Here is a 20,215-nt window from a genome sequence, read left to right as displayed (position 1 = left end):
TGACCTCACTCGACCCGGGCGCCGGACTTCTTCACGACCTCGGCCCACTTGTCGACCTCGCCCTGCACGAACTTGGCGAAGGTCGAGGCAGTGTTGGGCGCCGGCGGCATTACGACACCGCGCTGGGCGAACACCTGGCGCACACTGTCGCTGGCCAATGCCTTGTTGACGGCCTGGTTCATCTTCTGCACCAGGGCCGGGTCGGTGGCGGCGGGAGCGAACAGGCCGAACCAGGATTGCACCTGGAACTCCGGCACGCCCGATTCGGCCAGCGTGGGAATGTCCGGGGCGGAGGGCGAGCGCTCGGCCGTCGTTACGCCCAGGGCGCGCAGTTTGCCGGCCTGGGCGTTGGGCAGCACGGTGGGCATGTTGTCGAAGATGGAATCGACCTGCCCGCCCAGCAGGTCTGTCATGGCGGGCCCGCTGCCGCGGTACGGAACGTGCAGGATATTCGTTCCCGTCTGCAGCTTGAAAAGCTCGCAGGACATATGAATGGCCGAACCAGCGCCCGACGACGCGCAGGTCAGCTTGCCGGGATGCGCCTTGGCATAGTCGATGTAGTCCCGCACGCTCTTGATCGGCAAAGACGGGTTCACCACCAGCAGGTTCGGCACAGTGCCCAGCATGGCTACACTGGAAAAGTCCTTGACCACGTCGTAATTCAAGTTCTTGTACAGCGTGCGGTTGATCGCGTTGGCGGTGGATCCCACATAGAACGTGTAACCGTCGGGAGCGGCCCGCGTGACGATCTCGGCGCCGATATTACTGTTGGCCCCGGTGCGATTCTCCACCACGAAAGTCTGTCCGGTCTGCTCGCCCAGGGCCTGGGCGAGGGTGCGGGCGATGATGTCGGTCGTGCCGCCCGCCGCATAGCCCACGACCCACGTGACGGGCCGCGCGGGCCAGGAATCGGCCGGCGCCGCGGCCCCGGCGGCAGGCGGCAGGGCCAGGGCCAGTACGCAAAAGACGAAGCTTCTGAACATGTTGTCTCTCCGGTGGGTATTGTGGTTATTGGCATGCCTGGCGCGCGCAGCGCGCCCCGGCACTCAGGCGGGCACGGAACCCTGCACCGTAATGCGGTGCATGGCCCGGCGCTGGCCCGGGTAATCGTTGATGGCGTAATGCATGGTGCAGCGGTTATCCCAGAACGCGATCGACCCTTTGCGCCAGCGGAAGCGGCAGGTGTTCTCCGGCTTGGCGCTGTGCTGGTAGAGGAACTGCAGCAGGGGCAGGCTTTCCTCGCGCGTCATGTTCTCGAACGAATAGGTAAAGGGATGGTTCACGAACAAGCACTTGCGGCCGGTTTCCTCATGAGTCCGCACCACGGGATGCACGCTGGTGATCGAGCCCACGTCTTCGCGCAGCTTGGTCGAGCGGGTGCTATTGCGGGATCTGGAATTGGCCGACAGGAAATCGTTGGTATGTACGGCGCGCAGATCCGCCAGCCGGGCTTTCATGCCGTCGGACAGGGTCTCGTACGCCCGGTACATGTTGGCCCATAAAGTGTCGCCGCCTACCTCCGGGACCTCCCGCCCGTACAGGATGGAGCCCATCGGCGGGGTTGGATGATAGGTTTCGTCGGTATGCCAGGTATCGCCAATGATGTCCTGGTCGGTAGGCTCCTTGATCACCGGCATGATCTCGGGGTATTCATCCAGCGTGCGATATACCGGTGTCATGCTGATCTGGCCAAAGCGGCGCGCGAAGCCAATGTGCTGCTCGGGGGTCAGCGTCTGGTCGCGGAAGAAGATGACTTGGTGATCCAGCAGGGCCTGCCGGATCACGGCGATGTCGCCGTCCGACAGATCGCCGGACAAATCAATGTCGAGCAGCTCGGCGCCGATGACGCCAGTCAGCTTGCGTACTTGCATGCCTCTCTCCTTGTTCTGGGGCGGACCTCAACTTGGTCGGGCCAGTGTATGGAGCGGCATTATTCATGTCTAATACAGTTTTATCCTGCGATTGATAGGAAAAAATAGAATAATGGTGGACTTGAAACGCCTGCGCTATTTTGTGGCGGTCGCCGAAGAAGCCCATTTCGGCCGGGCCGCCAATCGCCTTGGCATCAGCCAGCCACCATTAAGCGAACACATCCAGGCGCTGGAGGCCAGCCTTAATGCCAAGCTGCTGTTCCGCACGACGCGGTCGGTACGCCTGACCGTCGAGGGCGAAGCCCTGCTCAAGCATGCCCGCGCCATCCTGCACGACACTGACCGTTGCCAGGAGATCGTCAATGCGGCGCGCCAGAAAAACATCGAATCGCTGACGCTCGGTATCCTGCACGCCCACACCTATACCTTTCTTCCCGGCCTGCTGCGCAATTATTTTTCGCGGCATCCGGCCTATCGGATCCACCTGGTTGAATATTCCACTACCGAACAGATCGGCAGGTTGCTGGAAGGCACGATCGACATCGGGCTGGTGCGGGAACCGATCTACCACCCGTCGTTGCGTACTCAGCGCCTGTTCTCGGAAAACTATGCGGTAGCGGTGCCCGCCACATGGGATATTGCCCGCAAGAAGGCCTTGCCGGTGCGCGACCTGGACGGACGCACCATGATCGGCTACCCCAGCCACGATCACAGGCGCAGCACGCAAAGCTTGTTCCGCGATTTTTTCCACCAGTATGCGGTCCACCCCTCCGACCGGTTTGAGGTCAAGACCATGCATGCCGCGCTGGCGCTGGTGGCGGCGGGACGCGGATACGCCCCGGTGCCCCGGTCGCAGATGGCGCTGCGGCTGAACGGCGTGGCTTATCGGCCGTTTCGCGAACCATCGCCCGAGTTGTCGGTCGGGCTGGCCTGGCGTGAAGATATGGCATCGCCGCCGGTGGCCGAGTTCGTCCAGATATGCCGAGACTACTTCAGCAAGACAGCGCCAGGGGCGCCCGGAAGCTAGCTTGAAGCACTGCTTTACCTGCCGCCATCGGCCCGGGCCCAATGGCGGCCTCTTGGCACTTCACCACTGGCGGCACGCCGCCGCCGATGGCCGCGGTCGTTTTCGCACGGACGTACCGCTCGTCAAACCGGTTATCTGACTTGCGCCGGCAAGGAAGATGCCGGCGACCGCGCCGCCGCGACGGGCTGCGGCGACTGCGCGGTGCGCGCTGGCGTTATGCGCCAGATCGTGTTCGACAAATCGTCGGCGACGATCAGCGCGCCATTCGGGTCGACCGTCACCCCCACCGGACGGCCACGGGTCGTGCCATCACTGTCGCGAAACCCCGTGACGAAATCGATGGGCGGGCCGGCCGGCCGCCCGTCGCGGAACGGCACGAACACCACCTTGTAGCCGACGGGCTCGCTGCGGTTCCAGCTGCCGTGTTCGCCGACGAAGGCCCCGCTGGCGAACTGGCCGCCCATCGCGTCGGTCGAGAAATCCACGCCCAGCGCCGCGACGTGCGAGCCCAGGCTGTAGTCCGGCTTGATCGCCGCCGCGACCTTTTCCGGGTCCTGGGGGCGAACCCGCTCGTCCACGTTTTGCCCCCAATAGCTGTACGGCCAGCCATAGAAACCGCCTTCCTGCACCGCGGTCAGATAATCGGGAACCAGGTCCGGACCGATCTCGTCGCGTTCGTTCACGACCGCCCACAACTGGCCGGTATCCGGCTGGATGGTCAGCGCGGTGGGATTGCGCAGCCCGGTGGCGTAGGTCTTGTATTCGCCAGTGCGGGCATTGACCCGCCAGATGCGCGCGCGGTCGGCCTCCGCCGTCATGCCGCGTTCGGTGATATTGCTGTTGGAGCCGATGCCCACATACAGATACTGGCCGTCGGCGCTGGCGGTCATGGCCTTGGTCCAGTGGTGGTTGATTTCCGACGGCAGGGGCGTCACTGTCTCGGGCGGGCCGCTCGCCTTGGTCTGCCCCGGCTGGTAATCGAACCGCACCAAGGCGTCCTGGTTGGCCACATAGAGCTTGTCGCCCACCAACGCGAGGCCGTACGGCGCGTTGAGGTCTTCCGCGAACGTCGAGGCTTCATAAGTGCCGTCGCCCTCGGCGTCGCGCAGCAGGGTCAGGCGGTTGCCGCCCTTTACCGGGCTGGTGCCGCGGGCCTTGATGATGCCGGCGATCACATCCTTGGGCTTGAGCTGGGCGGCATTGCCGCCCCGGCCCTCGGCCACCAGGATATCGCCATTGGGCAACAGCAGCGTCTGGCGCGGGATCTTCAAGCCGGTCGCGATGGCGGTGACCGTATACCCGTCAGGCACTATCGGCATCTTGTCGCCCCACTCCGCCGGTTGCGCGATCACCATATCCGGCAGCAGCCCCCGCTCTGGCTTGGGCAGCTCGGGGTCGGGCCCGACCTGCGCGGGCCCGGCCTGGCCGCTGCAAACGCCCACCGCGACGGACAGGGGAAAAACGGCAAGCAGGCTACGGTATTTCATACGGCGCCCCTGATATGCGGGGTGCGGAAGCCCAGCCATATCGCCGCGCAGGCCAGCACCACGGTGACCACCGACAAGATCAGGCCGGCGGGCATGCTGCCCCATGCGTCGCGCGCATGGATCAGCGCATTGAAAATGCCCACGACCCAGACCGCCAGCAACGCCAGCACGTAGGGCACGATTCCCCGGGCGCGCTGGTAAGGCCGGAACAGATCGATAATGGCGAGAACCAGCGCGATGCCGTTGAACACCAGCGCCCCCACCAGCAGCCACGAGGCGAAATTATTCCACTGGATATGGAAAGTTTTCGCATACGCCGCATCGCTGAGTGCCGCGCCGAGAAACAAGGACAGCATCCCCGCCAGGAATACCGCGTGCACCGGGTGCACCGTCAGCGCGTACCGATGTTCAATGATTGGGGTCACCTTGATCGCCTCCTTGCCGGGCCGGACGCACGATTGCGGAGGGCGGCGCAGCAATTGCCGTGCCCGCAACGGGGCACCGCGACCCAGGGCGGCCGCGCGCGGCTAGCGAGCGGGACCGGGATCAGTTGGTGTTGATCCAGTGCTGGGCATCGCGGATGAACCAGGGAAGGTTCAACCTTTCCCCCTCGCCGGACTTGATGATCAGGCGCTGGCCCGACGGGTCGGAAGCGCCGCTGGAAGCCGGCGCCGTGGAAGGCGGCCGGCTGCGGTAGTCCATGTCGGCCTGCCGGGGCGGGCTATCCGCGCAGGCGGCAAGCAACGCGCACGCCATCGCGGCAAGGATTGGTCGCAGTGTTGAACGAAGGGGCGTCATGATGTCCTGGTTTCCGCTGGCGGCAACCGCCGGCCACTGCCTGCTGCTTACGAACTGGCGTCGAGATAGCTCCGAATCGCTTCCGGCATGTGTTTGACCGATTGACCCGGAGGCTCATCGGTACGAAGGTCCACGTACAGATCCACTGCCTGCATGTATGCGTTGCGCACCGATACCGCATCATACGTCGGGATCGTTTTCGCCAACTGTTCGGCGCAGGGCCCGTCCAGCATCTCGATGCGCCGCACGCCCCGCTGCGGCCGCCCGGCACGGCGGTGCAGCATGGGGCCCAGCACCTGGTCGCGGAAAAAGCCCAGCATCCCGATTGCCTCGAACAGCTCGCCGCGGGCAAGTTTGGTCGCCCCGTAATGCAACCATATCCACGCCCGCTGTTCGAACCAGTCCGGCGATGCATTTGGCCACGCGATGACGGCCGCATCGAGACAGGCTTCCAGCCGGCCCGGATCGCGCGAGAACAACACGGCGGGGCGCTCGACAAGGCGGTCCAGGCTGGACGCCGTCACGAACTTCAGGTCGACATGTATCAGCGGTGGCCCGTAAAGGCAGATCAGCAGCCTCGGTTCCCCGACGTGCTCGCCGCTGAACGCCGCCAATAAATCTCCGACCCGCGTCGCTATTTCTTTTCGCGACGCCATGACCTCGCCGTAGCTCTCTTCCTCCGCGACCACGACAAAATCGAGGTCCGAATGTCGATCGAGTCCTCCGTGGATATACGAACCGCCGGCCAGCAAGGCAGTCAGCCGCCGGTCGCGCTGCACTACGCTGCGAACCCGCTCGACGAATTCCCCATGCAGGGTTGGCAGTGTGCGTGACATACTCAGTCCTCCAGGCGTACCGCCCAGGTTACTAAACTCGTGCTGGCCGGACAAACGCGAGCGGTCGCTGCCGGCTCGGCCGATGCAAAGTTTCGCCCGGATGGCGGCTTCGCTATATTGCCTGAACTCGCGCAAAGGAAATTGCCGCATGATAGAAATCCGCCTGGCCCATCCCCACGACCTGGTTGCACTGGCCGCATGCGATTTCTCGTTCACGATCGAGCGCGTTGCCATGGGGCCTTTCGATGGGCCAGGCATCACCCATACCGAGCCAGTGCAGCCACCACGCGCCAAGCAATATGCGTTCGATGCGGACGAGCTGGCCGGTTATCTCAATGCCCGCGACCGGGCATTGTTCGTGGTGGAGACGAAATCCAGCCAGGCCGTCGGCTACCTCGCCATCTCACACGCCTGGAACCGGTTTGCCAGCATCGACGACATCGCGATCGACGCCGCGCATCGGCGCCTGGGCGCCGCGCGCAAGCTGATGGATGCGGCCGTCGCGTGGGCGCGGGGCGAAGGCCTGGCGGGGGTGCGGCTGGAGACGCAGTCTAATAACGTGGGTGCTTGCGTGTTTTACCAACGGTACGGGTTCGTATTGGGGGGGTATGACCGCTATGTTTATTCTGCGCTTGATGAGGTGCGGGATGAAGTTGCTTTGTTTTGGTATTTGCGGTTTGGGGGTGGGGGGCGGCTCGACTGAAGCCTGGTACCACCATTACGAGAGCCTGGATCTCGTTGTTGCTTGATGGACACGAACGTCCGTTTCCGGCCAAGGTCGGCCGTCGACAAGTTGCCCCATGCTAGGGCCGGTCGATCGCGGCTTGAGCGTGCCAAGGGCCTCTTTGTCCTCGTTCAGTGCGGCTCGAATCAAGAGCTTCAAGGGAATTTCTTCCATTTGGCCTTTGCGACCTGTTTCTTACGTTATGGGGCGCAGCGCAGCAGCAGCGTGGCAAGTCCAAGCGTTCGACGCGCTTCATGCCTCAACGCGAGCCACCTCAAGCTCGTGTACCCAGTTCCAGCGCCTCTGCGAATTTCCGCATCAGGCGCACTAAATCCGCGACGTCTTCGGCGGCCCAGTCCTGAAAGATTCCCCGTGCCAGGCGCTCGCGGGCTTGGTCAAGCTTGTCAGTCACGGCTTTGCCCTTGGAAGACACCACCGTTTCGCGCATCCGGCGATCTTCCGGATTCGCGTGCCGCATCACCATCCCCATCCGTTCCAGCTTGGCGACCTGGCGGCTGATGGTCGTGTAATCCCTGCCGAGGCGATCCGCCAGGTCCACCACCCCGATCGGGCCCACCCTTTCAATCACCACCAATAGGCGAAAGAGCGCCTGGTCCAACTGCACGCCGGCTTCCGCGATCAGTCGTTCGTCGTTCCTAGGGCGGTTCATCACGCTCACGATCGTGATCAAGGACCGATGAAGGTCCTTCAACTGCGCCGAGATATGTGTATCTTGCACTTTCTCTTTTGTGGCCATAGACTGCCCTCTAAATATGTGCATATTACACATACTTTGGAGAACTGATATGCGTGAGCCCGTTGACGTCCTGATCTGCGGCGCCGGGACTGCCGGCCTGACCCTGGCAATAGAACTGGCGCGTCGCGGCGTGCGCTTTGCCCTTGTCGAAAAGCTCCCATCCCCCTTTCCGGGCTCACGCGGGAAAGGGATTCAACCGCGCACCCAAGAGGTCTTCGAAGACCTGGGAATCCTGGACCGAGCCATGGCTGCGGGTGGCATCTATCCCAAGGTTCGGAAATACTCGGCTGACGGCTGTCATGTGGACCAGGAAGTGACGACGGTTGCCGCACCTACGCCTGCCGAGCCCTACTCGCTTCCGTTGATGGTTCCGCAGTTCAAGACCGAAGCGATAATGCGCGAGCGCCTGTTGGAACTGGGCCATGCACCTGAGTATGGTGTGGAGCTGATCGGAATGGAGGTCGGCGCCGGCGGGATAGAAGCGGTGCTGGCCACCCCGGAGGGCGAGCAGTGGCTCCACACCCGCTACCTGGTGGGCGCCGACGGCGGGCGCAGCCTGGTGCGTCGCACTCTGGGCATAGGCTTTCAGGGCAGGACTTTAGGCGTGCGGGCAATCGTGGCCGATGTCGTGCTGGAAGGGTTGTCGCGCGATGTGTGGCACCAGTTCGACGGTAACGGCGCGGGGCCCCTGGCCATCTGCCCGCTCGCGGGCACCGACCTGTTCCAGATCCAGGCGCCCGTTCCTCTGGAGGGCGACATCAACCTTTCCGCTGCTGCGTTGACTGAACGCGTTGCCCTGCACACCGCGCGCGCGGACGTTACCGTCCATTCAGTTGCTTGGTCTTCGACCTACACCATGAACGCCAGGCTAGCCGACCGTTACCGGGATGGCCCCGTCTTCCTGGTCGGTGATGCAGCACATGTCCATCCTCCCACCGGCGGACAAGGCCTCAACACCAGCGTGCAGGACGCCTACAACCTGGGCTGGAAGCTAGCGGCCGTGCTCGCTGGCGCACCCGAGGGGCTATTGGAATCCTACGAAGCCGAACGCCGGCCCGTGGCCGCGGAAGTGCTTGGCCTGTCCACACGGTTGCTTGCTGGTTTCAAGACGGGGGACAACAGGCGGACCCGTGAAGTCCAGCAACTGGACATCGGTTATCCCGCCTCGCCGCTATCGCTTCCGTCGCAAGCCGACAGCAGGCTTGTCCCGGGCAATCGTGCGCCCGATGCCATTGTGCGTGGCGCAGGCGGCAGCCCCACGCGCCTGTTCTGCGTGTTCAAGGGCACGCACTGGACCTTACTGGTCAACGGCCCCTCAACCTTTCTGCCAAGCGCAGGCTTGCACATCCACAGCATTGGGCCTGGCATGGAGATCGAAGACCACCTGGACCAGTTCGCCAGGTTCTACGGCCTCGCGAAGGGCGCTGCCGCGCTGGTCAGGCCGGACGGGTACCTGGCGGGCGTCTTTGCCGGGGATCGGGCGGTCGTATTGCAAGAGTACCTGGACCAGTATTGCAAAACTCGGTGACCGACCCGAACGGATCGAAAGAAAACAGCACGCCTGCTGGCTTCTTTACCCGTCGACGTCATCATTGATAGCCACACACCGTGCGCGTGAGAAACCCCAGATAGACTGCCCGCCCCACTGCCTACAGCGCACTCCCCAACCCCCGCATCCTCCCCCGCACCTCCTCGCCCGGAATATCCCGCAAGCGCCGGCCGGTATCGAGCGACAGGACGGCCGCGACGGCGGCTGCCCGGCCATATTCAAAGCACTGCGCAGTGACGCGCGCCGAAGCCAGCGCTTCATGCTGGGCGCTCAGGCAGCGGCCGGCGACGATCAGGTTCTCGCCCTGCTCGGGCACCAGCGCCAGGTACGGCACCTCGTAGTAGTCGTCCAGCAGCCAGTGCAGCTTGGGCTTTTCGCCCGCGTGCAGCTCGATCGGCCATGGCACCCGGCAGATGCCGTCGTCGCGCTTGCGGCAGGACAGCACGTCGTCGTTGGTCAGCGTTTCCACGCCGACGATACTGCGCGTCTGGCGCACGCCGACTTGGGTGCCGGTGTTCATCACGTAGCTGGCTTCGCAGCCGGGGATGGTGTCGGCCAGGAAGGCCGCGTATTGGCGCACCTGGCGGCGCCCGGCGATTTCGGCCTCGGTGAAGTCTTCCGGGTCGATGACGTTCAGCATGTGGCCGTCGCGCGCGGTCAGCCGGGTCGCGTTGACCAGCAGTTCGCCGGGCCGGGTGGTCGGGAAGATCCAGATTTTCTTGCGCGGCAGGTCGTAGCGCCCGGCGGCGTCGGCCTGCTCGATCGCCTCGCTGACCTTGGGCGGGTTGATGGTGTCCTCGCCCCAGTAGGCCAGGAAGCGCGGCATGTCGATCTGGCCAAGCCGGAAGAACATGGTGGGGTTCTGGATCTTGCCGTGGTCGCCGAACACATAGCGGTAGCCGGCGCGCGCGACCACGGCCGCATCGCCGGAGGCGTCGATGATGCGCCGGGCCAGGACCACCGACCGCCCGGCGGCCGATTCGATGACCACGCCGGCGCAGGCGCCGTCCTCCACGATGACGCCGCTCACGCTGGTGTGGAACAGCGTCTTGGCGCCGGCGGCCTCGACCAGTTGATCCGCCGTCTCGCTCCACATGAGGGGGTCGTGGGTGACGGTCCAGGTCTTGCCGTAGCGCTGGGGCCCCGTCACACCGTTGCGGCGCGCCAGTTCGGCGCGGAAGCGCTCGGTGAACCCCTGCACGACCTGGCGCGGTTCGGCATGGACGTCGCTGGCCAGGTACATGCCGCAGATGGTGCCCGACATGCCGGCCACGGCCGCGCCGCCGAAGAATCCGTAGCGCTCGATCACCATGGTGCGCTTGCCGTGCTCGGCCGCCGTGGTCGCGGCGGCCACCCCGGCGGCGCCGCCGCCCACCACCAGCACATCGACCTCGGCCAGGACCGGCAGGTCGGGCACGGCGTCGTAGCGGCTGACCAGGTGCCAGGCCGGGAAATCGTTGTTGTTGCTGTCCATGCTGCCTCCTTCAAGGGCGCGGCCGCCGGTGGTGGCGGCCCGCGCCCGCGTCAATCGATGTTCTTGTGCACGGTTTCGGGCCCCAGTGCGAGCGCGATCACGGTCAGGACGCCCATGGCGCCCATGTAGACCACGATGGGCCACCAATGCTGATAATAGGTGTAGAGCGCCGTCGCGATGAAGGGGGCCAGGCCGCCGGCCAGCAGCGAGCCAAGCTCGCGCGAGAAGGCGAAGCCGGCCAGGCGGAACTCGGTGTCGAACAGCTCGGCGTACCAGGCCGCCTGCGGCGAGAGCATGGCGGGGTAGGCGAAACCCAGGCCGACCGCGAAGCCCAGGGCCACGGCCCAGAACGCCTGCACATCCAGCAGCATGAAGAAGGGAGCCAGCCACAGCACCGAGAAGACCACGCCGCCCAGGTAGACCTTCTTGCGGCCGATGCGGTCGGACAGCGCGCCGTAGAACGGGATGGTCACCAGCTGGATGGCCGAGGCGATGATGACGGCCCACAATGCCAGCGACTTTTCCATGTGCAGCGTGGTCACCATGTACGACACGCAGAACACCGGGTAGAGGTAGGCAAAGCCGTTCTCGCCCATGCGCGAGCCGATGACGATGAAGAAGCTGCGCGGATGGTGCTTGATGGCCGAGAGCAGGCCGATTTTCTTGGTCTGCAACGACTGTTGGGCTTTCTCGAAGGCCGGCGGCTCTTCGATGTTGCGGCGGATGAGGTAGCCGACCAGCACGCAGGCTGCGCCCAGCAGGAACGGAATGCGCCAGCCCCAGGCCATGAACTGCTCTTCGCTGAGCACGTTCAGGAAGAAGAAGAACACTGCGTTGGCCAGCAGCGTGGCCGCGGCAAAGCCCAGGGGCGCCCAGGCGCCGGCGGCGCCGCGCTTGCCCTTTTGCGCGTGCTCTACCGACAGCACCACGGCGCCCGCGTATTCGCCGCCCGCGCCGAAGCCCTGGATCAGGCGCATCAGCACCAGCAATGCCGGCGCCCACAGGCCGATGCTGTCATAGCCGGGCAGCAGGCCGATGGCGGTGGTGGCGCCGCCCATCAGGAAGAGCGTCAACACCAGCACCGTCTTGCGGCCGACCTTGTCGCCCAGGTAGCCGAGGAACAGCCCGCCCAGCGGACGGGCGAGGAACCCGACCGCATAGGTGGCGAAGGCGGCCAGCGTGCCGACCAGCGGGTCGCTGTTCGGGAAGAACACCTTGTTCAGCACGATGGCTGCCGCCGTGCCATAGATGATGAAGTCATACCATTCCAGGACGGTGCCGATGAACGCCGCCAAGCCTGCTTTCCTGGATTTCTGTGCCTCTGCCTGCGTAGACATGATGGGCTATCTCCGTATGTCGTTGTTATGGTTCGCCGGCGCGGGCGCCCGGGCCGGGGCGCCCGCCCGGATCACGGGGTGTGCGCGTGCACCTTGCGCTTGCCCAGCACCGCACCCTGTTCGATAGGCTGCACCAGCTGGGCGTACTGCAGAAGATAGGTACTGTTGCCGCCGCCCAGTTCGAGCTCGCGCGGCCGCCATTCGGCCAGGCGGCGGTGGATCTCGTCCTGCGGGACGTCCATGTCGATCTTGCGGTTGGCGAAGTCGATATGGATGGTCTCGCCTTGCCTGACCACTGCCAGCGGCCCGCCGGCGGCCGACTCGGGCATCAGTTGGCCGACGATGATGCCGCGGTTCAGGCCGGACAGCTCGCCGTCGGTGACGACTGCCACGTGTTCGGCGATGCCGGCGCCGTTCAGGGCCGCCACGAAGCTGCAGGCGAACACGGTGCCCGGACCGCCGCTGGGGCCCATGTTGCGCAGCACGATCACGTCGCCCTTGTTGATCTTGCCTGCGCCCAGGGCGGCAATGGCTTCGTCCTCGCCTTCGTAGATATTGGCGGGGCCGGAAAACCCCGCCCGCTCGCCCGGCACGGCGGACAGCTTCACGATGGCGCCGTTGGGCGCCAGGTTGCCGCGCAGAATGCCGACGCCGGGCCGCTGGCTGACCGGGTCGGCCTGCGACCGGATGATCTTGGCGTCCTTGACGCGGGCATCGGCGATGTTCTCGCCCAGGGGCTGGCGCGTGACGGTGAGGGCATCCAGGTGCAGGTGCTCGCGCAACTGGCTCATGACGGCGGGCGTGCCGCCGGCCGCTTCCAGGTCTTCGGTGCGGAAGGGGCCGTTGGGGCGCACGGCCGTCAGCAGCTTGATGGACTTGCCGTATTCCTCATACAGCTTCACCACGTCCAGCGGCAGCTCGGCCTCGGTGGCGATGGCGGCAATATGACGCACCGTGTTGACCGAGCCGCCCACCGCCAGCACCATCATGACCGCATTGCGGATGGCCTTTTCGGTGATGATCTGGCGCGCCGAGACGCCATGGCGGGTCAGTTCGACGATCTGGCGGCCGGCGGCCTGCGCGTATTCGTTCAGGCGGCGGCCGTTGGCCCAGATGGGAGAATTGCCGGGCAGGGTCATGCCCATGGCCTCCGCCACGATGTGCATGGAGTTGGCGGTGCCCAGGCCGGCGCATACGCCGGGCGACTGGATCGCCACGTCCGTCATGTCGGTGAGGTCCTTGAGCGTGATCGTGCGGGTCGCCAGCGCGCCGATCTGCTCGTAGACGTCGTCGATGTCGAAGAACTGGTCCTCGAATTTTTCGTTGGAACACTTGCCGCCGACCTGGTAGCCGCAGGTCAGCAGCAGGGACGGCACGTCCAGGCGCGCGGCCGCCATCAGGTGGGCGGGCGTGGTCTTGTCGCAGGACGACAGGCAGATCATGCCGTCCAGCACCGCGCCTTCCATCATGCATTCCACTTCGTTGACCATCAGGTCGCGGGTCGGCATGAGGTAGCGCGCTTTCTTGCCAGCGCTAGTGACGAAATCGCTGGGGGCGACGGTGCGCACCTCGAAGGCCAGGCCGCCGGCATCGCGAATGGCTTGCTGCACCAGGGCGCTGATGGCGTCCAGGTGCACATAACAGCAGGACAGCTTGTTGGAGGTGTTGATGATGGCGATCTTGGGCTTGTCCATGTCCTCTTCGCGGATGCCCATGCTGCGCCACTGGCTGCGCCGCACCGCCCAACGGGTGGAGCCGGGTTCGAAATTGCTTCTGTACATCGCTGCTGTCTCCTGGATTTGCTGCCCGCGCGCCGTTCCGCCCACGGATGGAGCTTGGGATGATTGGTATGCTATCCGACTAAAAGTGGTCTGACAACTAACCAATTTACCCAGATTTACCCCAATTGCGGGCGAGTTGGCAGCGATGTATGGGAAAGTGGACGGACCATTTGACCGAAGAATGGTAAAGTTCCTAGTCCCTCATTTCGGATGTCCGGCATCGAGCCACATGAGCAAGCCCCGTTTTTCAATGCTCCCCATCAAGCGCACAGACATCTTCCAGGAGGTCTGCCAGCAGCTCGAGAATCTGCTTAACAGCGGCCAGTTCCAGATCGGGGACAAGCTGCCATCCGAACGGGAGCTGTCCGAGAGCTTTTCCGTGAGCCGCTCGTCGATCCGCCAGGCGCTCAAGGTCCTGGAAGCCGCCGGACGCATTGAGACCCGCGTGGGCAGCGGCACCTACTTCGTCGAGAAACAAGCCATCGCCACCGGCGGCGACAACCTCAATGCGTTGCTGGCGCAGGGCGTGAACACGGAGTTCATGCAGCAGTTGATCGCGGCGCGCACGGCGGTCGAGCGCGCGGTTTTCGAGGCGTATTCCATCAAGGCCAACAAGAGCAGCATCCGCGTCCTGAAGGAACTGATCGACGAGAACGCCCAGGACAAGACCGCCAAGGACGAGTTCGAGGAAAATGCCGGCCTGGACCTGAGCTTCGAAGCCAAGGTGGCCGAGCTGGCCGGCAACCCGATTCTGTCCGCCATGCAGCGGCAGATCCACCAACTGTGGACCCAGGCCTGGCGCGTCTACGGCTTCGTGCCGGAAAGCCGCGAGACGCTGCACCAGGAACACTGCGCCATCATCGAGGCGCTGGCATCGAAGAATACGCCGCGCGTCATCGACCTGGTGGTGCAGCACGTGGACAAGGAAGTGCAGTAGCGGCGCGGGCCCAGCCCTCGCGAAGCTTTATCTCCCCCGCCGCGCCGGCGCCCGCCGCGACATCTCCGAATCCAGTATCAGCCGCCCCTGCAGCTTGCCATTGAGCTGCTTGACGAAGCCCGACGCCTCCTGCATGTGCTCGGCCATCAGCTTGCGCACCTGTTCCGCGTCGCGCGCCCGCGCGGCGGCCACGATGGCCTTGTGGACCTGCGCATTGGCGTCGCCGAAGCGCCGCTGGGTGCGGGTGGGCGTGTCGTTCTCGAACACCGTGAGCTGCCGCAGCATTTCGTTGATCATCTGGCAGGTGAAGCGCAGGAATGAGTTGGGGTTGGCGGCCGCCAGGATGTCGTGGAAGTTCAGGTCTTCGGTGCGCTGCGCGACCACGTCGCGGGTCTTGCCGGACGACGGATCGCAACAGTCGATGCTGTGTTCCAGGGCCTCGAAGTCGGCTTCGGTCAGGTGCGGCACGGCGCCCGCCGCCAGCTCCGGTTCGAGCAGCTTGCGCGCGGTGTAGATGTCGTCGATGGTCACTTCCTTGAAGAACAGGTAGTTCTGCATCAGCTGGAAGGTGCGGTTCAGCGGCACCTCGACGATCTGCCCGCCGCCCGACGGGCCGGTGCTGATCTTGATCAGGCCCTGCACTTCCAGCGACTTCAGCGCTTCGCGGATGGTGCTCTTGCTGACCGAGAACAGCTGCTGCAGCTCGCCTTCGCGCGGCAGGCGGTCGCCGGGCTTGAGGTCGCGCTCGGTGATCAGGCGCTTGATCTCCTCGGCGACCAGGTCGCCGCGCTTGGGCTTACCGATCGCGAGGCCCAGGCCCGAGATGTCCGGTTGGCGCGTCATGTTGTCTCCTGTGGTCGATGCGGCCCGGCTGCGCGGGCAGCCAAGGGTTATACCTGATGCCCCTCGTATTGACGCGCAAATTTGCCTGCCGATATGATCGATTTCATCCTATTTATCATGATAAATAGATTCGTGTCTCGCCCCGGCGAGCGGCGGCCGCGCCGGCCGTGCTGATCCACCGATGTTCCATGCGCGCCCAGCGGGGCGCGCCGCAAGGAGAATGCCTTGAAGCGTCGTGATCTCTTGAAGCTGGCCGCTGCGTCGGCCCTGCCCGGGTCGCTGGCCGGCCGCAGCGTCTTCGCGCAGGGCGCCGGGCCGATCCAGTTCGGCTGTCCGGTGCCGATGTCGGGCCCGTTCGCGGCCAACGGCAAGTACGCCGACCTGGGCATGAAGCTGGCCATCGAGCAGTACGACAAGGCGCTGGGCCGCCCGCTGGCCTATACGCTGCTGGACACGGAAGGCAAGCCGGCCACGGCGGTGCGCAAGGTGCAGGAACTGGCGCAGCAGAAAGGCGCGCGGTTCTTCGCCGGCGGCATCCTGTCGTCAGAGTCCCTGGGCATGGGCAAGCAGGTGGAAAAAGCCGGCGGGGTCTTCATCACCACCGCCGGCGCCGACGAGATCACCGGCAAGGACTGCAACCGCGCCACGTTCCGCTGGTCGGTGCCGACCTATGGCGCCATCGAGCGCACGGTGCGTCCGCTGATCGAGTCGCTGCCCAAGGCCAAGCGCTGGTACACCATCACGCCCCAGTATGTGTTCGGTGACGGCCTGCTGTCGGCCGCCAAGCGCATCTTCGAGGAAAAGGGCATCGAGCACGTCGGCAACAGCTATCACTCGCTGACCGAGAAGGAATTCAGCGGCTACCTGACCAACGCCATGGCGGCCCAGCCGGACGTGCTGCTGCTGCTGAATTTCGGCTCGCAGTCGTCGGACGCGCTGCGGCAGGCGGCCAATTTCGGCATGAAGCAGAACACCACCATCCTGATGGCCTGGGCGTCCGGCCTGGAGCAGTTCGAGTCGCTCGGCGCCGACCTGTGCGAGGGGGTGTATTTCGGCGCGCAGTACTGGCATGCCATCGATGCGCCGCTGAACCACGAGCTGGTCAAGCGCTGCGCCGACAAGTTCAAGGCCAGCCCTAACTACAGCCTGGCCGGCTCGTACATCTGCACCAAGATCCTGATCGACGCCATCATCAAGGCCGGCACCGACGATCCGGCCAAGGTGATCGCCGTGATGGAGGACATGCAGTACGACGGCCTGACCGGGCCGGAGGAGATCCGCCGGGGGGATCACCAAGTGCTGAAGAATTATTACCTGCTCAAGGGCAAGGCCAAGTCGGCCATGAAGGCGGCCGACGACTATGCCGACATCCTGAGCTTCGGCAAGTCGTTCCTGCCGGTCGAGCAGACGGGCTGCAAGCTCTGATCCCGCCCGCGGCGGCCGCCGGCCGCCGCGTCTTTCCTCGACCGGGAGCGCCCGCCTCGCCCATGAATGTCTACCTGCTGCAGATCATCAACGGCCTCGGCATCGGGATGCTGTACTTCCTGCTGGCCGTGGGCCTGTCCATTATTTTCGGGCTGCTGCGCTTCGTCAATTTCGCGCACGGCGCGTTCTACCTGCTGGGCGCCTACTTCTGCTTCCAGGCGCTGGCCTGGGGCCTGAATTTCTGGGTCGCGCTGGCGGTCGTGCCGGTGGTCGTCGGCCTGCTGGGCTGGCTGGCCGAGCGCATCCTGCTGCGGCACGTGTACGACCAGCCGCACGAGTTCCACATTCTCATCACGGTCGGCCTGGCGCTGGTGTTGCAGGAGGCGGTCATCCTGGTGTGGGGGCCGCTGGGCGACAACGTCGCCACCCCCGCCGGCCTGCAGGGCGTGGTGATGTGGGGCGGCTTCATCTATCCCAAGTACCGGCTGTTCCTGATCGGCTTCACGGCAGTGTTCGCGCTGCTGTTGTGGTGGGTGCTGGAAGGCACGCGCCTGGGCAGCGCGGTGCGCGCCGGCAGCGAGTCGACCGAGATGGTGTCGCTGCTGGGCATCAATGTGTTCCGCGTGTTCAGCCTGGTGTTCGCGCTGGGCGCGGCCACCGCGGCGCTGGCCGGGGTGCTGGCCGCGCCGGTGCGCGGCGTCGATCCGTTCATGGCGCTGGAGGCGCTGGGCATCGCGTTCGTCATCGTGGTGGTGGGCGGCATGGGCAGTTTCGGCGGCGCGCTGGTCGGCGGCCTGCTGATCGGCGTGGTGCAAAGCGTGATGAGCACGCTGTGGCCGGAAGGCGCGCGCCTGATGATCTACATCGCCATGGCCGCCGTGCTGCTGCTGCGGCCGCATGGCCTGCTGGGGAGAGGATGATGGACTGGTTCGCGCGACACCTCACCCTGCTGCTGGCGGCCGCCGTGACGCTGGCCCTGCCGCTGGTCATGACGTCCGGCTCGCTGGCCACCGAAGTGCTGATCTACGCCCTGGCGGTGCTGGGCTGCAACTTGCTGCTGGGCTATACCGGCCTGCTGTCGTTCGGCCAGGGCATTTTCTTCGGCATCGGCAGCTACGCCGCCGGCATCCTGCTGACGCGCGCCGGCCTGCCGCTGCTGCCCACCCTGCTGCTGACGATCGTGGCCGGCGCGCTGGTGGCCGCCGCGGTGGGCTGGTTCGCGATCCGCCAGCGCGGCGCGTATTTCGTGATGCTGACGCTGGCCTTCGCGCAGATGTTCTACTTCCTGGCCTACAGCCTGCCCGACTGGACCGGCGGCGACAACGGCCTGCTCGATATTCCCCGGCCGGGGCCGTCGCTGCTGGGCCTGACGCTGATGCCGCTGGATTCGCCTTGGCAGTTCTACGGTTTCGTGGCGATCTGCTTCCTGCTGGTGTTCTGGCTGCTGCAGCGCGTGACCGATTCGGTGTTCGGCCGCACGCTGCTGGCCATCCGCGAGAACGAGGCGCGCGCCATGGCGGTGGGCTACAACACGCGCCTGTTCAAGCTGGCGGTGTTCGCGCTGTCGGGCGCGGTGACCGCGCTGGCCGGCGCCTTCCATGCGCTGATGACGGGCATCGCGCCATTGTCGAACATCGAATACCACGCCAGCGAGATGATCCTGGTCATGACGGTCATCGGCGGCACCGGCAACCTGTTCGCCTCGCTGCTGGGCGCGGCGTTCTATGTGCTGATGGCCGACTGGCTGTCGGCGCTGTGGCCGCGCTGGCTGCTGCTGCTGGGCATGCTGCTGATCGCGGTGAGCCTGTTCATGCACAAGGGGTTGTGGGGCCTGGGCGTGCGCCTGTGGCAGGCGCTGCGGCGCGACGGCGCCGCGCGGGCCGAGGGGGCCGAATCGTGAACAGCGCCGCCCAGCCCATTCTGCAAGCCACCGGCGTGGTCAAGCGCTACGGCAAGTTCACCGCGCTGGCGGGCGTGGACCTGGCCGTGATGCCACGCACCGTGCATTCGGTGATCGGCCCCAACGGCGCCGGCAAGACCACGCTGTTCCACATGCTGACCGGTACCGTGCCGGTCAGCGAGGGCCGCATCGTGTTCGACGGCCGCGACGTCACCCGTGCGCCGGACCACGTGCGGGTGCGCCACGGCATCGCCCGCTCGTTCCAGGTGACCAGCCTGTTCAATAACCTGAGCGTGCGCGAGAACCTGCGGCTGGCCGTGCAAGGCGCGCACCCGTCCGGCGCCTTCGACGCCTGGCGCCGCCCGGACGGCCCGCGCGCGCATGCCGAACTGGTCGACAGCATCCTGGAAAAGCTGGGCCTGCAGCGGCGCGCCGACAGCGCCGCGGCGGCGCTGTCGCACGGCCAGCAGCGCCGGCTGGAGGTCGGCATGGCGCTGGCGGCGCGGCCCCAGGCGATCTTCCTGGACGAACCCACCTCCGGCATGGGCATCGACGACCTGGACGGCATGAAGCAGTTGATCCGCGCGCTGGCGGCCGACTACACGGTGGTGCTGATCGAGCACAACATGAACATCGTGATGGATATCTCCGACACGGTGACGGTGATGCAGCAGGGCCGCGTGCTGGTCGAGGGCAAGCCGGGCGAGATCCGCAACGATGCCCGGGTGCGGGCCGCGTACCTGGGCAACATGATCACCGGAGGCGGTCAATGACGCTGCGACTGGAACAGGTGCACAGCTGCTACGGCAAGAGCCATATCCTGCAGGGCGTGACGCTGTCGGTGGGGGAAGGCGAGCTGGTGACGCTGTTGGGCCGCAATGGCGCGGGCAAGTCCACCACGCTCAAGACCATTGCCGGCCTGCTGGCGCCGACCCAGGGCGCCATCACCTTCCGCGATCGGGCCATCGGCGGCCTGCCGGCCCACAAGGTGGCGGCGGGCGGCGTGTGCCTGGTGCCCGAGCACCGCGGCATTTTCAAGCTGCTGACGGTGGAAGAGAACCTGAAGCTGGCCGCGCGCCGCGACTCGCCCTGGCAGCTGGACGACATCTACCGCATCTTCCCGCGCCTGAAAGAGCGGCGCCGCAACGGCGGCGGGCAACTGTCGGGCGGCGAACAGCAGATGCTGTCGATCGGCCGCGCCTTGATGAACCACCCGCGCCTGCTGATGCTGGACGAACCGGTGGAAGGCCTGGCGCCGGTCATCGTCGAGGAGATCGTCGCCCAGCTCAAGCTGATCCGCCAGCAGGGCATCGCCATTTTGCTGGTGGAACAGAACCTGGAGGTCTGCACGCAATTGGCCGACCGGCACTACATTATTGAGCAGGGCACCATCGTGTTCGAAGGCGACAACGAAGCCTTCCGGCGCGACGACGCCATCAAGGACCGCTACCTGAGCGTGGGCGTCTAGG

The 20,215-nt window shown here is 65.4% G+C and carries 20 protein-coding genes; 9 read left to right on the top strand and 11 right to left on the bottom strand.

The window, feature by feature from the left end; all coding sequences use genetic code 11:
- Positions 1-5 precede the first annotated feature (5 nt).
- Together ACKTT0_RS10315 and ACKTT0_RS10310 are read right to left on the bottom strand one after the other, a co-directional pair.
- Complete coding sequence (locus tag ACKTT0_RS10315) at positions 6-983, bottom strand: Bug family tripartite tricarboxylate transporter substrate binding protein (RefSeq protein WP_407849815.1); 978 nt, start codon at positions 981-983, stop codon at positions 6-8.
- Positions 984-1,046: 63 nt separating this feature from the next.
- Complete coding sequence (locus tag ACKTT0_RS10310) at positions 1,047-1,871, bottom strand: TauD/TfdA dioxygenase family protein (RefSeq protein WP_407849814.1); 825 nt, start codon at positions 1,869-1,871, stop codon at positions 1,047-1,049.
- Between the two features lie 121 nt (positions 1,872-1,992).
- Between ACKTT0_RS10310 and ACKTT0_RS10305 the strand changes: the two genes are divergently transcribed.
- Positions 1,993-2,898, top strand: coding sequence for a LysR family transcriptional regulator (locus ACKTT0_RS10305; RefSeq protein WP_407849813.1), 906 nt, complete (start codon positions 1,993-1,995; stop codon positions 2,896-2,898).
- A 131-nt stretch (positions 2,899-3,029) separates the two neighbouring features.
- Here ACKTT0_RS10305 and ACKTT0_RS10300 read toward each other — a convergent pair whose 3' ends face one another.
- The 4 genes from ACKTT0_RS10300 to ACKTT0_RS10285 form a co-directional block, all read right to left on the bottom strand.
- Positions 3,030-4,385 carry a PQQ-dependent sugar dehydrogenase gene (locus ACKTT0_RS10300; RefSeq protein ID WP_407849812.1) on the bottom strand — a complete coding sequence of 452 codons (1,356 nt, stop codon included), beginning with the start codon at positions 4,383-4,385 and terminating at the stop codon, positions 3,030-3,032.
- Positions 4,382-4,864: a DUF2231 domain-containing protein gene (locus ACKTT0_RS10295; protein WP_407849811.1), complete on the bottom strand. Its 483-nt coding sequence runs from the start codon at positions 4,862-4,864 to the stop codon at positions 4,382-4,384. The genes ACKTT0_RS10300 and ACKTT0_RS10295 overlap by 4 nt, the downstream gene beginning before the upstream one ends.
- Positions 4,865-4,931: 67 nt before the next feature.
- The gene (locus ACKTT0_RS10290; RefSeq protein ID WP_407849810.1) at positions 4,932-5,183 is read right to left on the bottom strand and encodes a hypothetical protein; all 252 of its coding nucleotides are present in this window, start codon (positions 5,181-5,183) and stop codon (positions 4,932-4,934) included.
- Between the two features lie 47 nt (positions 5,184-5,230).
- Positions 5,231-6,019: a nucleotidyltransferase domain-containing protein gene (locus tag ACKTT0_RS10285; protein ID WP_407849809.1), complete on the bottom strand. Its 789-nt coding sequence runs from the start codon at positions 6,017-6,019 to the stop codon at positions 5,231-5,233.
- Between the two features lie 100 nt (positions 6,020-6,119).
- Here ACKTT0_RS10285 and ACKTT0_RS10280 point away from each other — a divergent pair, with 100 nt between their 5' ends.
- Entirely contained in the window at positions 6,120-6,722 is a 603-nt protein-coding gene (locus ACKTT0_RS10280) for a GNAT family N-acetyltransferase (protein ID WP_407852411.1), read from the top strand.
- Between the two features lie 295 nt (positions 6,723-7,017).
- On the opposite strand, the gene ACKTT0_RS10275 is transcribed toward ACKTT0_RS10280, so the two are convergent.
- Positions 7,018-7,434, bottom strand: a complete 417-nt coding sequence (locus ACKTT0_RS10275) for a MarR family winged helix-turn-helix transcriptional regulator (RefSeq protein ID WP_407849808.1) — start codon at positions 7,432-7,434, stop codon at positions 7,018-7,020.
- 115 nt (positions 7,435-7,549) lie between these two features.
- On the opposite strand from ACKTT0_RS10275, the gene ACKTT0_RS10270 reads away from it, so the two are divergent.
- Complete coding sequence (locus ACKTT0_RS10270) at positions 7,550-9,028, top strand: FAD-dependent oxidoreductase (protein ID WP_407849807.1); 1,479 nt, start codon at positions 7,550-7,552, stop codon at positions 9,026-9,028.
- A gap of 121 nt (positions 9,029-9,149) precedes the next feature.
- Here the strand turns inward: ACKTT0_RS10270 and ACKTT0_RS10265 are convergent, their stop codons facing one another.
- The 3 genes from ACKTT0_RS10265 to ilvD form a co-directional block, all read right to left on the bottom strand.
- Positions 9,150-10,523 (bottom strand): FAD-dependent oxidoreductase, encoded by a 1,374-nt coding sequence (locus ACKTT0_RS10265; protein WP_407849806.1) that lies wholly within the window; start codon positions 10,521-10,523, stop codon positions 9,150-9,152.
- Positions 10,524-10,573: 50 nt separating this feature from the next.
- On the bottom strand, positions 10,574-11,860 hold the full coding sequence (locus tag ACKTT0_RS10260) for an MFS transporter (RefSeq protein ID WP_407849805.1): 1,287 nt from the start codon (positions 11,858-11,860) through the stop codon (positions 10,574-10,576).
- A gap of 71 nt (positions 11,861-11,931) precedes the next feature.
- On the bottom strand, positions 11,932-13,641 hold the full coding sequence (ilvD, locus tag ACKTT0_RS10255; RefSeq protein WP_407849804.1) for a dihydroxy-acid dehydratase: 1,710 nt from the start codon (positions 13,639-13,641) through the stop codon (positions 11,932-11,934).
- A 229-nt stretch (positions 13,642-13,870) separates the two neighbouring features.
- Between ilvD and ACKTT0_RS10250 the strand changes: the two genes are divergently transcribed.
- Complete coding sequence (locus tag ACKTT0_RS10250) at positions 13,871-14,578, top strand: FadR/GntR family transcriptional regulator (protein WP_407849803.1); 708 nt, start codon at positions 13,871-13,873, stop codon at positions 14,576-14,578.
- Between the two features lie 27 nt (positions 14,579-14,605).
- Here ACKTT0_RS10250 and ACKTT0_RS10245 read toward each other — a convergent pair whose 3' ends face one another.
- A complete protein-coding gene (locus ACKTT0_RS10245; RefSeq protein WP_407849802.1) occupies positions 14,606-15,421 on the bottom strand; it encodes a FadR/GntR family transcriptional regulator in 816 nt (271 codons plus the stop codon).
- A 225-nt stretch (positions 15,422-15,646) separates the two neighbouring features.
- Here ACKTT0_RS10245 and ACKTT0_RS10240 point away from each other — a divergent pair, with 225 nt between their 5' ends.
- The 5 genes from ACKTT0_RS10240 (at position 15,647) to ACKTT0_RS10220 (ending at position 20,214) form a co-directional block, all read left to right on the top strand.
- Positions 15,647-16,846, top strand: a complete 1,200-nt coding sequence (locus ACKTT0_RS10240) for an ABC transporter substrate-binding protein (RefSeq protein WP_407849801.1) — start codon at positions 15,647-15,649, stop codon at positions 16,844-16,846.
- Positions 16,847-16,908: 62 nt separating this feature from the next.
- Positions 16,909-17,766: a branched-chain amino acid ABC transporter permease gene (locus ACKTT0_RS10235; RefSeq protein ID WP_407849800.1), complete on the top strand. Its 858-nt coding sequence runs from the start codon at positions 16,909-16,911 to the stop codon at positions 17,764-17,766.
- A complete protein-coding gene (locus ACKTT0_RS10230; RefSeq protein WP_407849799.1) occupies positions 17,763-18,746 on the top strand; it encodes a branched-chain amino acid ABC transporter permease in 984 nt (327 codons plus the stop codon). Before ACKTT0_RS10235 ends, ACKTT0_RS10230 begins: the two co-directional genes overlap by 4 nt.
- Positions 18,743-19,519, top strand: coding sequence for an ABC transporter ATP-binding protein (locus ACKTT0_RS10225; RefSeq protein WP_407849798.1), 777 nt, complete (start codon positions 18,743-18,745; stop codon positions 19,517-19,519). Before ACKTT0_RS10230 ends, ACKTT0_RS10225 begins: the two co-directional genes overlap by 4 nt.
- Entirely contained in the window at positions 19,516-20,214 is a 699-nt protein-coding gene (locus ACKTT0_RS10220) for an ABC transporter ATP-binding protein (RefSeq protein ID WP_407849797.1), read from the top strand. The genes ACKTT0_RS10225 and ACKTT0_RS10220 overlap by 4 nt, the downstream gene beginning before the upstream one ends.
- Position 20,215: the final 1 nt, after the last annotated feature.

Source organism: Bordetella saccharivorans (genome assembly GCF_045862855.1).
Lineage (GTDB): Bacteria > Pseudomonadota > Gammaproteobacteria > Burkholderiales > Burkholderiaceae_B > Bordetella_A > Bordetella_A petrii_F.
Note: the sequence above shows the minus strand (reverse complement) of the source record. Positions and strands in the feature narration are given on the sequence as shown.